The sequence below is a fragment of the Ruegeria sp. BB10 genome (assembly GCF_056535725.1).
In genome coordinates, this window is the sequence record NZ_JBQFIW010000001.1 from 789050 (window position 1) to 801602 (window position 12553).

At 57.0% G+C, this 12553-nt stretch carries 13 protein-coding genes; 8 read left to right on the forward strand and 5 right to left on the reverse strand.

Going from position 1 to position 12553, the window contains the following annotated elements:
- Window positions 1-12: 12 nt before the first annotated feature.
- From ACR3EP_RS03935 to ACR3EP_RS03950, 4 genes are read left to right on the forward strand one after another with little or no spacing between them, the layout of a single operon-like run.
- Window positions 13-321: a hypothetical protein gene (locus ACR3EP_RS03935; RefSeq protein WP_480636422.1), complete on the forward strand. Its 309-nt coding sequence runs from the start codon at window positions 13-15 to the stop codon at window positions 319-321.
- A gap of 5 nt (window positions 322-326) precedes the next feature.
- Window positions 327-1409 (forward strand): hypothetical protein, encoded by a 1083-nt coding sequence (locus tag ACR3EP_RS03940; protein WP_480636424.1) that lies wholly within the window; start codon window positions 327-329, stop codon window positions 1407-1409.
- A complete protein-coding gene (locus ACR3EP_RS03945) occupies window positions 1406-3469 on the forward strand; it encodes a glycosyltransferase (protein WP_480636426.1) in 2064 nt (687 codons plus the stop codon). Before ACR3EP_RS03940 ends, ACR3EP_RS03945 begins: the two co-directional genes overlap by 4 nt.
- Window positions 3466-3942: a hypothetical protein gene (locus ACR3EP_RS03950; protein WP_480636427.1), complete on the forward strand. Its 477-nt coding sequence runs from the start codon at window positions 3466-3468 to the stop codon at window positions 3940-3942. The genes ACR3EP_RS03945 and ACR3EP_RS03950 overlap by 4 nt, the downstream gene beginning before the upstream one ends.
- A gap of 40 nt (window positions 3943-3982) precedes the next feature.
- Here the strand turns inward: ACR3EP_RS03950 and ACR3EP_RS03955 are convergent, their stop codons facing one another.
- Window positions 3983-4690, reverse strand: a complete 708-nt coding sequence (locus tag ACR3EP_RS03955; RefSeq protein WP_480636429.1) for an SDR family oxidoreductase — start codon at window positions 4688-4690, stop codon at window positions 3983-3985.
- Between the two features lie 113 nt (window positions 4691-4803).
- Between ACR3EP_RS03955 and gcvA the strand changes: the two genes are divergently transcribed.
- Both gcvA and ACR3EP_RS03965 read left to right on the forward strand, forming a co-directional pair.
- Window positions 4804-5742 (forward strand): transcriptional regulator GcvA, encoded by a 939-nt coding sequence (gene gcvA, locus ACR3EP_RS03960; protein ID WP_480636431.1) that lies wholly within the window; start codon window positions 4804-4806, stop codon window positions 5740-5742.
- 66 nt (window positions 5743-5808) lie between these two features.
- Window positions 5809-6420, forward strand: a complete 612-nt coding sequence (locus ACR3EP_RS03965) for a YrbL family protein (protein WP_480636433.1) — start codon at window positions 5809-5811, stop codon at window positions 6418-6420.
- Between the two features lies 1 nt (window position 6421).
- Here ACR3EP_RS03965 and ACR3EP_RS03970 read toward each other — a convergent pair whose 3' ends face one another.
- Window positions 6422-7291, reverse strand: coding sequence for a LysR family transcriptional regulator (locus tag ACR3EP_RS03970; protein WP_480636435.1), 870 nt, complete (start codon window positions 7289-7291; stop codon window positions 6422-6424).
- Window positions 7292-7457: 166 nt separating this feature from the next.
- Between ACR3EP_RS03970 and ACR3EP_RS03975 the strand changes: the two genes are divergently transcribed.
- Window positions 7458-7706, forward strand: coding sequence for a hypothetical protein (locus tag ACR3EP_RS03975; RefSeq protein ID WP_170348495.1), 249 nt, complete (start codon window positions 7458-7460; stop codon window positions 7704-7706).
- Window positions 7707-7750: 44 nt separating this feature from the next.
- Entirely contained in the window at window positions 7751-8755 is a 1005-nt protein-coding gene (locus ACR3EP_RS03980; RefSeq protein ID WP_480636437.1) for a GlxA family transcriptional regulator, read from the forward strand.
- A gap of 8 nt (window positions 8756-8763) precedes the next feature.
- On the opposite strand, the gene ACR3EP_RS03985 is transcribed toward ACR3EP_RS03980, so the two are convergent.
- The 3 genes from ACR3EP_RS03985 to ACR3EP_RS03995 are packed head-to-tail and all read right to left on the reverse strand — an operon-like array spanning window position 8764 to window position 12546.
- Window positions 8764-9324, reverse strand: coding sequence for a sarcosine oxidase subunit gamma (locus ACR3EP_RS03985; RefSeq protein ID WP_480636439.1), 561 nt, complete (start codon window positions 9322-9324; stop codon window positions 8764-8766).
- Window positions 9317-12262, reverse strand: coding sequence for a sarcosine oxidase subunit alpha family protein (locus tag ACR3EP_RS03990; protein ID WP_480636441.1), 2946 nt, complete (start codon window positions 12260-12262; stop codon window positions 9317-9319). The genes ACR3EP_RS03985 and ACR3EP_RS03990 overlap by 8 nt, the downstream gene beginning before the upstream one ends.
- Entirely contained in the window at window positions 12259-12546 is a 288-nt protein-coding gene (locus tag ACR3EP_RS03995) for a sarcosine oxidase subunit delta (protein ID WP_480636442.1), read from the reverse strand. The genes ACR3EP_RS03990 and ACR3EP_RS03995 overlap by 4 nt, the downstream gene beginning before the upstream one ends.
- Between the last annotated feature and the right edge of the window lie 7 nt (window positions 12547-12553).

Below are 12553 nucleotides of genomic sequence, written 5' to 3' on the forward strand. Positions count from 1 at the left end.
GGTTTTTGTAAAATGACTGAAAGCAGACTTATTGGCATAGTAACCGCGCTACTATTTCTGACGACGGCGCAGGATGCGCGCGCTGAGATCACGCTTGAGCATCTCCTTGCCATCGATCAACTCTTGTCGGCCAATGACACCCAGGCGCTACGCTCGTATCTGGAAAGAAATCCCGAATTGCTGACCGGAACCGATGAACTGTCGGTCGAATTGCGCAGCTTTTACGAGGCCGCGTCCACGGGCACTTTGAACTTTGGCTATACCGCCGGTCCGACAGCCGGTACCGCGGCTGCTGCGACCGACAACGAGCTGGCGCATTAAAGCTTATGTCGGCGCTTGAGGCCATCAATTGCTCAGTGCGTCCAAAGATCGCCTACATCATTGAACCGCGGTTTTCCGGTGGAACGTCAGCAGCGGTTGCGGCCGAACTGCGGGTGGCTGTGGACTTTGGAACGCTAGAGGTGCACGCGATAACTTCGCGAACTTTTGGTGAAAATCAATCTGTTGCGCCGGCACTGCGGCAGGTGTTGGACGAATTGCATATCCCGCTGATTTGGGATGCACCGCGTATTAGTGCGGATTACGTGATCCTGCACAATCCATCGTTTCTAAAGTTCAACGAGGCACTGAACACCAGAATTTTTGCCCGTGATCTGATCGTGGTGACGCATGAAAATTTCTTGCGTCCGGGCGGCGAGGAAGGGTTCGACGTTTCCGGCTGCCTGAACCAGATTGAGGCGTCATCTTTTGTGCTGAAGCGTACCCTGGCACCGATTTCTCCCCATAATCGCAAGACCGTGAACGATTGGTTGGACAGCTCGCGCATGGCAAGGCAGTGGAGGGTTCGGGACACCGACTGGTTCAACATCTGCCATACGGATGCAAGTCCTCCGTGCGAAAAGCCACAGGACCGTCGGGGCAGGCATTCACGACCGGGGTTTGAAAAGTTCCCATCGCTTTCCGACCTCGACATGTGCTTTCCCGAACATTCTCAAAGCAATGTAATTCTGGGTGCTGATGCCATGATGAACGCAGGTGTTCTGCGGGCTCATTGGACCTTGCTTCCTTTTGACGCCATTAGTGTGGACGAGTTTTTTGGAATGATCGATTTCTACGTCTATTTTACAGCGTCGACCTGGCAAGAAAGCTTTGGTCGCGTCGTGACCGAAGCGCTGGCCGCTGGCAAAGTGGTTCTAACCAATCCGGAAACCGGGGCAAATTTCGGCGATGGTGTCCTTACGTGTCATCCGGGCGACGTGGACCGGGTCATATCTGATCTGGTCGCTGACCCGCAGCGATATCATGAACAGGTCTCACGGTCGCAAAAAGTGCTGGAGCGTTACTCGGCAGAGAGTTTCAGGGCAATGTTGTCAAATGTCCTGACTACAGACAGCGGGGTTATGAAATGATTTTCATCGAGGCTGGCACGCGCTCGCTGCGGACCTTTGATGCGCAATTGATCTTTGCCGATCAGCTGACCGCACGCGGTTTTAACGTGTGTATCGATGCCGAATACTTGCCGAAAGACGCAGGTCGCGGCCGGGTTTACGATGCTGCCAAGTTTTTGGTCGATCCGGGCGAGCATGAGGTCGAAAGGGTATTTGTGCTTGGCGCCGAGGAGATTGATGATCTTCTTCTTGCGTCCCTGCGGCAAAGGCAACTGCCGGCGGATGTTCCAGTGGTTGCCACGGGCCGTTTCGAAACGCAGCAAAGTTATATCGGTGCAAAGGCGCGTCTGGCATATGCCCTTGGGCGTGAAGCCACGGTGTTGGACCTTACGGACTTCCAGCCGCGCTCGATGTTACCTTCGGCGGCCTGTCCCTTGGTCGCAGACATTCGGCCAACGGCTCGTTCGGCGGTCGAAAAGCCAAATGTTGCCGTGGTCTTGGGGTCCATGGAACTTGACGCGCCCGAGACTCTCTCTTGCTTGGCCCGGATGAGCAATCGCAGTGACTATACTCTGCAACTTATCGTCAACGGGGCGCAGAACAAGGTGATCAATGAGTCGCCCTTTCATGATCTGCCGACTATTTTGTATACCGATCTTTCCGCCCGTATTCTGGCAAAAACGACAGATGTCCTGGTGATGTTTGGTCATGGTGTCGCCGGGGTTCGCATGGCCGCGCTTGCAGTCGAACTGATCGCCACTGGTGGGGTCGCGATAGATTGCACGGATGATGAGGCCATTGTGTCCTCTGGCGCCCCGGCTTTGATCGGGCCCAAAACGCCGCTTGCCCTGGATGGGTACCTCACAGGGAAGATACTTGAAAACCTTGCCGGGGTGGCTGAACAGGCGACAAAATCCCAGTGGCTGCATTCGGTGGACATTTCCCGTTTGGAAAAGGCAGCAGACCTAAAGCCCCAAAAACGGGAACCTATTCGAACGGCACAGCGAACAGTGTTTTTTCCAACCAACGGGGTTGGATTGGGGCACGCTCAGCGATGCGCTATCATTGCCAAAGAATTGCCGGATGATATGGCCCCGATTTTTGCGGCCTTTCCCAGCTGCGTTCCACTTGTGCGCCGCGAAGGCTTGGACAGTATCCCTCTGGTTCAGCGGACTGAAGTTTCAGCCAACTTTAATGGCAACGATATCCTGACTTACCGCCGACTTGGCGCAGCTCTGCAGGAAAATGACAGGTTGGTGTTTGACGGCGGCTATGTCTTTGATTCCGTCTACCGAACGATCCTTGAGCGCAACTTGTCGGCGGTTTGGATACGGCGTGGGTTGTGGCCTGATGGGCGGTCCAGGCCAAGAATGCTCCAGCGTGAGGCCGTATTCGACAAGGTCATAGTGCCATCCGAAGCCTTTGAAGAGCTAAACGACACCTACAGTTACGGCGATCACGTTCGCAACGTTGGCCCGATCTTTCGCCGTGTGGTCCAGTCGGGTGATGAACGCCAAGGACTTAGGGGTCGGCTGGCTGAACGGTTCGGGCGTGAGTTCGATCATCTGGTTGTCAGCATGTTAGGCGGCGGCGTGGCGTCGGACCGGTCGGCACAACTTCAGGCAATTTCCGGGATGCTTGAGGACCGGTCAGACTGTTTGCATCTTGTCGTAACCTGGCCGGGCAGCAAGGTTCAGCCGGCCACCTTCGGTTGGTCAAATACTCACGTTGTTCAGACCTTTGAGGCCACAACCCTTTGCCTGGCCGCGGATTTGGTCATTTCGGCGGCGGGATACAATTCTGTTCTCGAGATCCTGTACAACAAAATTCCGGCAATCCTAATCCCCCAATCAGCTCCGTATCTGGACAATCAGGAACGACGCGCCCAGGCGTTGGCTGACCGCGACCTGTGCGCGATCATCACCGAAAAAGAGTTCATGAAACTCGAGCGAACGGTTTCAGACTGTTTGGATCAAGGTGATCTGGAGGTCTATCGGACCGCGTTGAATAAAATTGAATTGCCAGAACCGGGTGCGGCGAAAGCGGCCGAAATCATTGCAGAGGCCAAGTGCAGAAAATGACAGATATTTCATGGTACGATATCCTAAGCAGAACGACGCCAAAACGGCCGGTTCAATTGGATGGTCTGATCTCTGGCGATCAAGCACTCAAGCCGCACGGGAATGTTGTATTTCCTGAAATGGGCCTTATCCCTTCCGTTGCTCTGTGGGAACGGGATGAGGGTGGGCCAACGCATATCGGTGTTCGGATCGTGAACCCTATGAAATCAGTGTATAATGTAGCAAGATTTCTTGCTGCAGCTGCGTTGGAGCGCGAGGTTTATCCGGTCATTCTAAGCCGCATAGATTACAGCGGATTTGAGCAGTTCGGTTTCCGTGTTGAACGTGTGCCGGATGAACCGAGTGCAGCGCGGGCCGCTGAAGAAGAGATCCGAAAATTCTGGGATCTGGCGATCATTATCGACGGCGACGATATCGGGCTTTGGGTCGGTCAAAAGGCCCAGTCCCAGAGCCCGGCGGATAACAGCAAATGACCGTACAGCGTTATGAGCCGGGGCAGGGCGTTCGCTGGTGTTACACCGACCGTGTCAGCCCACCGTCTACTCGGATGTTCTGGCCGGTGATATATGCTCCACCGCCCGACGCTAGAAAAGCTACTGTCGCCGCGATTTCGTCATAGGCCTTGCCATATCGTTCCATCGGGATGCGGGCCTTCCAGTCCGGGTTTTCCGGCAGGCTGTCAATGAAGCCCGGCAGCACGTTGTTCATGCGCACATTGTCAGTCGCATGTTTGTCTGCGAACAATTTGGTGTAGGCTGCCAGACCCGCCCGCATCACACCAGACGTTGGAAACACCGGGTCGGGTTCGAACGCCGCGAAGGTCGAGATGTTGATGATTGCTCCGGACTTTTGGTCGATCATGATCGGGGTGATGATCCGCGCGGCCCTTACCGCGTTGAGGAAATAGACCTCAAGCCCTTCGTGCCAGTCGTCATCACTGATCTCAAGAACCGGGGCGCGGGGGCCGTGACCAGCTGAATTCACCAACACATCAACGCGACCCCAGCGGTCCATGGTCATGTCCACCAACCTTTGCATGTCTGCGCTGGATCTGTTGGTGCCGGTCAAGCCGATGCCGCCCAATTCAGTCGCCAAAGCTTCGCCTTTACCCGATGATGACAGGATGGCGACGTTGAACCCATCAGCTGCCAAACGACGGGCGCTTTCCGCGCCCATGCCGCTGCCGCCGCCCATGATGATTGAGACTTTGTTGTCCGACATGTTGCACCTCATTGTGTCTACTTAGGATGAAAAATGGCGTCAGCGGTGGCGTTTGACCAATCAGTAATTCTGCCTTAACCTTGTAGAAAATCTATCGTGTTGAATCCCTAACCATGCGTAATTTACCCCCCTTGAACGCGTTAAAGGCTTTTGAAGCGTCCGGGCGCCATCTGAACTTCAGCCGGGCCGCTGATGAGTTGGGCGTCACGCAAGGCGCTGTGGCCCAACAGGTGCGGTCGCTTGAGGAAATATTGCAAATCAAACTGTTCCACAGGCAGGCCAGAGGACTGTCCCTGACTGATGAGGGTCGGGCTTACCTTGCACCGATCCGTCGCGCTTTTGATATGATGGCCGAGGCAACGGAGAACTTATCACCGCAAGACGTTGTTGCCACGATCAGTTCAACCCCTTCTTTTGCTACACGGTGGCTGGTGCCGAGATTGGGGTATTTCGCACAGGATCATCCCGATATCCGGCTACGTCTGGATGCGTCGAACACGCTGGCGAATTTCCAGACGGACGGGGTCGATATCGCGATCCGGCAGGGTAAGCCACCGTTTGGTCCGGGATTGGTCTCCGTGCCTTTGTTTTCTGCAGAGTTGATCGCTGTCTGCCATCCTGATCTCGCGTCAGGGCATAGCCCCATTCAGTCGCCTGCAGACCTGATCAACCATGTTCTGCTCGAAGACACCCATGGCCAGTGGCCCCTGTTTCTGGAGGCCGCTTTGGGAGAGGTGCCTGTATCCGGGCTAAAGACCATGGCGTTCAGCCAGACTTCGCTGGCCATCGATGCAGCAATCGCCGGGCAGGGCATCGCGCTGGCCAACCGGGAATTTGTCGCTGGGGACCTTGAGGCCGGGCGCTTGTGCCATCCCGTTTCTTTTGCGACCCCGGTGCAAGAGGGGTACCACGTCGTCACCCAACGCACGCCCAGACAGGCAATGGTCGCCGAGGCGGTTCGGAACTGGTTGATCAAACAGGTTCAGGAAGCGTCATCGCTAGTTCAGGCTGAAACAAAGGTGAATTGTCACGGAAATCAGAACGCCCTATGAAGGGCACTAATTTTAGCACTAAGTGCCCCTGCGGCGCACGTTTCTCATGATTGGGACCTGACAGACATGATTGACCTAAGCGGTCACACCCCGCTGCGCGAAAGCCGCAACTACAAGATTTTCCAACACCCTGAAATTGAAGGCGCGTTGTTGAAAGTTCGGGTGGATGAACCTATTCGACATCATACGATTCCGCGATATGCGGCATGGCGCTATGGCAATCTGCGGCAGTGGAATCGAGAAGCGAACGAATATCTGGCCGCGTTGAATCGCGGCTGCCCGGAAATCGAACGCCTCGCGCGGTTCATGGGGTATGCGCCGACGTCGAAAGGCCCGGCATTGGTGGTTGAAAAACTGACCGGTTCAGATGGTGGGCTTGCGCCGACCCTGCAATCCGAAAAGCGTGCGGTTGCGTCGGACAGGGAGGCGCGCCAACGGCTGCATGATGAGTTCATGGAACTGATGGACGATCTCAAAAAAGGGCAGATCATTGTCGGTGACATGGGGTTTGAAAACATCGTCCGCGCGCAGGAACGCGGCGGAAAGCTGGTCATCATCGACGGGCTAGGTGAACGGGTGATGTTCCCGCTTGTTTTGTTCAGCAAGTTGGCGTTTCACAAGTCGATCGAACGCCGCCGGGAACGTATGTCCAAAGCGTTCAATCTCGGGGCCAGTTAACTTAGCCTGCGCCGGTCGCTGGCATCGTGGTCTCAACCTCTTTGCGGATTTCCTGAATGAGTGCTATTGCAGCCGGGTTTCGGCGCTTTAGATGCGTGCGCGCGACAAAGGCGATACGGGGCGGGACAGGGAATAGCTTGTCGATGATTTCCATGTCCGAAGTGATGTGCATACCGTTCAACAATGCAACACCCAAACCCGACCGCACCGCCGATTGGATGCCCGCCGCACTCGGGCACTCCAGAACGTTATCGAACTGGTGCAGCTTTCGTCCCATGCCCCATTGTTTATAAAAACATTGGCTATCGAAGGAGAGAAATGGCACGGGTGTGGATAAATCCAAGTGAAATTCCGGCGATTTGACCCAGTGCAGCGTGTCTTCAAACAGGATCAAATCGTCAGGTAGAATGTCCTGACGAAAGATTTGCATCACCGCCACATCCAGCTCTCCGGCTTTCAACCAAGTCTGCACGTTTAGGCTTTGACTGGTGCGGGTGCGGACACGAATGTCAGGGTACAACCGCGTGAAACGACCCACTATTCGGGCGATGTCGCTTGTGGCGGTGTCCTCGGTCATGCCCAGGCGGATGGTTCCGGTCAGAGGTTTCTTGCCCAAAGATGACAACGCTTCGTCATGCAAATCGGTGATCCGGCGTGCATAGTTGCACAGCCGTTGACCGGCTTCGGTAAACAAGGGGCCACCGGCGCGGCGGGCCAGCAAGTTACAATCCAACGTCTGCTCTAGCCGACGAATTTTGTGGCTGACCGCAGATTGAGACAACGCCAGATGTTCTGCCGCGCGGGTCACGCCACCATGTGCCGCAATGGCCAGCAAGGCGCGCAGGGCGTCAATTTCCAGACGTTCGTTCATGTGTCGCCATATGACAATATACGATCATCGAATGACAATCATTCATTTGAGTCACATGATAACCTTGGTCTAGTCACAGGAAAAGACAAAACATCAAAGGCCCAAAATGACATTTTTTATCACTGAGCCCGCTCCGATAAACCGCATGACAGGACAGGGGTGAAGCATGGAAAAACTCGAAACCTCGCGTCGCAATCTGACTACGGTGTTTGAAATCACCGGGTCCGTGTTGGCGATGGCCTATGCCTTGCTGATCGCTTCGAATATCGGGGCGGAGCTGTTGGGTTTTACGCTTCTGCTATTGTCGTCGGGTCTGTTCGCAGCCTGGGCTGTGATCGATCGTCGCTGGACATTTCTATTGCTACAGGGGTTTTACGCAACATCAGCCATCATCGGGTTGATCCGCTGGGCTTGAAACTTCGCTTAGGGCAGCGGCGGATTTCCTGCTAGGACAGGTCCATGCGGACTGAAAACAGAATCGAGATCGGCTTTTTGCTGTTTGATGGCTTTCCCATGGCTTGCCTGACCTCAGTGATCGAGCCGCTGCGGGCGGCCAATGAAATCGCGGGGCAAGAAGCGTTCCTCTGGTCGCTGATTTCCGAGAATGGCCAAAAGGTCCAATCCAGCGCAGGTGTCGGATTCGAAGCCGAGCGATCTCTGGCAGCCTGCAAGGACATTGATATTGTTTTCCTTCTCAGCAGTCCGACTTCGGTCTTCGACAACCCGAGTTTTGGCAACGGTGCCCTGCGCAGTCTAGGCCGCCACGGGACGGTTCTGGGCGGGATCAGCGCCGGTGTTTTTCCGTTGGTTAGGTCGGGTGTCATGCAAGGTCATCCGGTGTCGGTTCATTGGTGTTATGAGGCCGCGTTCGAAGCGGAATTCCCTGACATGGATGCCCGCAGTGAAGTGATCGTCAGAGATGCCAGTCGAACAACCGTTTCGGGCGCGGCGGCAGGGTTTGATCTGGCATTGCATCTTATTCAGGATAGGCTGGGTGGGGACGTAGCACATGAAGTCGCCTGTTGGTTCCAGCACCCGATGATGCGCGGCGCCGGTGTGCAACAGCAGGTGCCCAGAGCAACTGCGCCCGACACGGGCGATAACCTGCCGCCTCTGGTTTCCCGCAGTGTTGCGTTGTTCGCTGCGCATATGAGCGAGCCAATTTCCGTGGCAGAGGTGGCGCAGCGGATGGGGGTGACGCCCCGACAGATCGAACGGGCTTTCAAACAGGCAACCAGTCAAAGCCCCAGCCACTATTACCGCGCCATGCGTATGAAAGCTGCGCGGCAGATGGTGGTTTATACCAAAGACCCGATCCCCCAGATCGCCTCAGCCGTCGGGTACGGTTCGGTCGCGCCTCTGGTGACGCATTATCGGGCGGCCTTCGGGCTCAGCCCCAGCGAAGACCGCCGCAGAATCAACCGTTTTCGCGTTGAAGATAACGCGCCGCTCCCGTCGGTCTGACCGATGGATCAAAGTGCCGAGCGCATCGCTGTCAAAAGGGCATGATGCAGTGAACCGGCCGAGGATCGTGGACCGTAGAAACTGAAACTCTCGGGTGTTCGGCACAGAACAAAACAACCGATATGATGGATCGAACAGCGCGCCGCGCTGCCTGGGTCAAGCTTGCGCAGATCAAGCTGGCACAGGAGTTCCAGAACCGCAGGAATATGATCTCCGTTCAGGTCGAACCGGGTCCAGCCGTCCGTTTGCTCGGTGACCGAGGCGGCATCTCCCATGGCGGTTTTGACCTGTTCGGCAAGCGCTTCGTGGGTGTCAAAGGGGGCCTCAATCATCAATTGATCGGGGCCGGCCCAGAACGCGCTGATCGTTGTACCCGCCCAGCGACCAATATCGGGGGTGGGGGCATCGATCAACTTGGCCAGAGAAGTGGCGGTTTTGTCTTCCTGCCCCATCCGGGCCGCGACCGAGGCCAGTGCCACGCCGGGCACTTCGGTACATGCGACACCTCCGACGGTGTCCACGTGTGGGTCAGTCCCGCCCAGGGCGGTTATCGCAACAAGATCATGCACGTAGACGCTCTCCTTCAGGGTCGACGAAATGGGCCGAGACAAGTTCCACCTCGACAGTCAGGTCAGTCAGGGGTGAGACCAGACGCATTTTCTCGCCCAGCCGCTCGGCCCCGTTTTTCACAAGACCCAGACCGATATTGCTGTTGAGGATCGGCGAGTAGACAGCCGAGGTCACATACCCTTGATCATGCGCCGCATCGACTGGGCCTTCGCTGTTCATCAGATGTCCGCCTGCTGTGACCTTATCTTCGGGTTGCAGAGGTTTGATCCCGACAAGTCGCAGGACATCCGGCTCGACCAGAGCCTCGCGTTCGGACAGGACCGAACCGATGCTGTCTTTCTTCTTTGACACCATTTTGCCCAAGCCAAGGTTCAGTGCCGTGGTGGTGCCGTTAAGTTCACTTCCTGCGGCATGGCCTTTTTCGACCCGCATCACGCCCAGCGCTTCGGTGCCGTATGGCACCACGTCAAATTCCTCACCCTCGGCCATCAACCGCCGCATCAGCGCGTCGCCATAACGTGAGGGCACCGCGATTTCGTAGGCCAACTCGCCTGAGAACGAGATTCGGAACAGCCGCGCCCGTAACCCACCGCAGACGGTGACGTTGCCACAGGCCATGAACGGGAAGGCGTCGTTTGAAAGATCGAACTCAGGGTCCACGATCTTTTGCAGCAGTTTGCGCGAATTGGGGCCGGCCACGGCGTACTGTGCCCAGGCTTCGGTGGTTGAAATCAATTGCACATCCATGTCCGGATACAGGCACTGGCGCGCAAATTCCATGTGGCGGTAGACACTTACGGCGTTCGCCGTGGTTGTGGTTACGACGAAGTGATCCTCGGCCATCCGCGCGGCGGTGCCGTCATCCATGACCATCCCGTCTTCGCGCAGCATCAGTCCGTACCGGGTTTTTCCTACGGCCAGCTTTGCGAAGCCATTGGCGTAGATGCGGTTCAGAAACTCGGCCGCATCGGTGCCCTGCACGTCGATCTTGCCCAGTGTCGTACAATCGCACACCCCGACCGAGGCGCGGGTTTGGCGTACCTCACGATCCACGGACTGCCGCCAATGGGTTTCACCAGGCAGGGGGAACCACTGCGCACGCAGCCAGTTGCCAACCTCGACAAACACGGCGCCGCGTTCCTTGGCCCAATAGTGCGAGGGCGTCAGGCGGGTCGGGTGAAATTCCTGCCCCTTCATCCGACCCGCGAAAGTGCCAATCGGCACGGGCGTGTAAGGCGGGCGGAAGATGGTGGTTCCGACCTCGGGGATCGACTTGCCAGCCACCTCGGCCATGATCGCAAGTCCAGTGATATTCGAGGTCTTGCCCTGATCCGTTGCCATGCCCAGCGTGGTATAGCGTTTCAGGTGCTCAACTGATCGGAACCCTTCCTGATAGCTGAGCTTGACGTCCTTAACGGTTACGTCGTTCTGCTGATCCACCCAGGCGCGCTTGCATCCTTGCACATACCAGAATGGCGTTTGCGAGATCGGAGAATCCTCGGCTTCGGGCAAGTCGGGCAGGACACCTGTCAGTTCCAGCGCGTTGGCCGCGCCTTCCGCTCCGGATTGCAGGGCGCCATGTGTCGACATCACCCCGTTTGCGGCACCAGCAACCGACAGGCCGACGGGCAGGTTTTCTCCGGGCACAAAGGCGGCCAAAGCGTCATCCCAGACCGGGCGACCGCGCTGGTGACATGTCATATGCACGTTCGGGTTCCAGCCGCCGGACACGCCCAGCGCCCCGCTTTCCAGAGTACGGGTTGAGCCGTCAGCCACAGCGACTTCGACAAAGGTCAGCCCGTGGCGGCCTTTGGTATCAATGACTTGTGCGCCTTTCAGGACCTCATAGTCATAGCAGGTAGGTGCGTCCTCGCGCACATCTACGACGGCAGTGATTGTGACGCCCATGGCATGCAGATCGGCTGCGGTGCGATGGCCGTCATCATTGTTGGTAAAGATCGCCACACGTTGCGACGCGGTGGCAGCGAACCGGTTGGCATAGGTTCGCAATGCGCTGGCCATCATGATGCCGGGCCGGTCGTTGTTTTCGAACGCGATGGGGCGCTCCGTGGCTCCGGCACAAAGCAGAGCTTTTGGAGTGTAAATACGCCATAGAATCTGACGGGGTTTGCCCACTGGTAGGGTGGCTAAATGATCCCCAGTCCGTTCCACTGCGCCATAGACGCCATGGTCAAACGCGCCGATGACTGTGGTGCGCGGCATAAGCCTGACGTTGGGCAAAGACGATAGCTCTGCAATCGCTTGAGCCGCCCAGTCCGGGGCGCTGTGGTCACCCAGCGCATAGGTCTCGCTGTTTAGACGTCCGCCAAGGGTGAAATCCTCATCCGCCAGAATAACGTCTGCCCCGGCACGTCCTGCGGTCAGGGCAGCCATCAGGCCAGAGGGTCCAGCGCCGATGATCAGCAGATCGCAGTGACGGAACCCTTTGTCATATTCATCCGGGTCAGCCTCTTGCGACAGCGATCCCAAACCGGCGGCGCGGCGGATCATCGGTTCGTAGAGCTTTTCCCAGAACGCGGCAGGCCACATGAAGGTCTTGTAGTAAAACCCTGCCGACAGGAAGTTCGAGAACATATCGTTCACGGCCAGCGCGTCGAATTTCAGGTTGGGCCAGCGGTTCTGCGACTTCGCCTCAAGCCCGTCGAACATTTCAATTGTTGTGGCGCGGGTGTTGGGTTCCTTGCGGGCACCGGTGCGCAGTTCGACCATGCCGTTGGGTTCTTCAGACCCGGCGGTCAGCAGCCCGCGCGGGCGATGGTATTTGAACGACCGCCCGATCAGCCGCACATCGTTGGCCAGCAAGGCCGAGGCCAGAGTATCGCCGGGATGCGCAGTATAGCTGCGCCCGTCAAATTTGAAGGACAAAGAGGTGTTGCGGTCGATCTGGCCGCCATTCAGCCGGTTTGTCTGCGTCATTTGGATCGCCCCCGTGCGCGGGCCACGTCACGGGCCAGTTCCACCTTTGAAATCTCATGCGTCAGCGTGTTGCGCGTTACGACCAGCCAGGATCGGTCTCCGGCCTCGTGATACCATAGCTCTTGATGCTCGCCGGCTGGGTTGTTTCGCAGGTAGCCGTATTCATAGAATGCCTCGGATGCGTTCTCGGCCTGCCAGTCCGGGCGATCGATCAGTGAGGCATCACCCAGATATGTGAACTCCGAGGCATCGCGCGGACCCAAAAGGGGATGGTTGATAATCATTGTACAG

Excerpts from the sequence above, each read along its gene's own strand:
- ACR3EP_RS03935 (WP_480636422.1), top strand. The coding sequence starts at position 13 with ATGACTGAAAGCAGACTTATTGGCATAGTAACCGCGCTACTATTTCTG.
- ACR3EP_RS03940 (WP_480636424.1), top strand. The coding sequence starts at position 327 with ATGTCGGCGCTTGAGGCCATCAATTGCTCAGTGCGTCCAAAGATCGCC.
- ACR3EP_RS03965 (WP_480636433.1), top strand. The coding sequence starts at position 5,809 with ATGATTGACCTAAGCGGTCACACCCCGCTGCGCGAAAGCCGCAACTAC.
- ACR3EP_RS03980 (WP_480636437.1), top strand. The coding sequence starts at position 7,751 with ATGCGGACTGAAAACAGAATCGAGATCGGCTTTTTGCTGTTTGATGGC.
- ACR3EP_RS03950 (WP_480636427.1), top strand. The coding sequence starts at position 3,466 with ATGACAGATATTTCATGGTACGATATCCTAAGCAGAACGACGCCAAAA.
- ACR3EP_RS03990 (WP_480636441.1), bottom strand. The coding sequence starts at position 12,262 with ATGACGCAGACAAACCGGCTGAATGGCGGCCAGATCGACCGCAACACC.
- ACR3EP_RS03955 (WP_480636429.1), bottom strand. The coding sequence starts at position 4,690 with ATGTCGGACAACAAAGTCTCAATCATCATGGGCGGCGGCAGCGGCATG.
- ACR3EP_RS03995 (WP_480636442.1), bottom strand. The coding sequence starts at position 12,546 with ATGATTATCAACCATCCCCTTTTGGGTCCGCGCGATGCCTCGGAGTTC.
- ACR3EP_RS03970 (WP_480636435.1), bottom strand. The coding sequence starts at position 7,291 with ATGAACGAACGTCTGGAAATTGACGCCCTGCGCGCCTTGCTGGCCATT.
- ACR3EP_RS03975 (WP_170348495.1), top strand. The coding sequence starts at position 7,458 with ATGGAAAAACTCGAAACCTCGCGTCGCAATCTGACTACGGTGTTTGAA.
- gcvA (WP_480636431.1), top strand. The coding sequence starts at position 4,804 with ATGCGTAATTTACCCCCCTTGAACGCGTTAAAGGCTTTTGAAGCGTCC.
- ACR3EP_RS03945 (WP_480636426.1), top strand. The coding sequence starts at position 1,406 with ATGATTTTCATCGAGGCTGGCACGCGCTCGCTGCGGACCTTTGATGCG.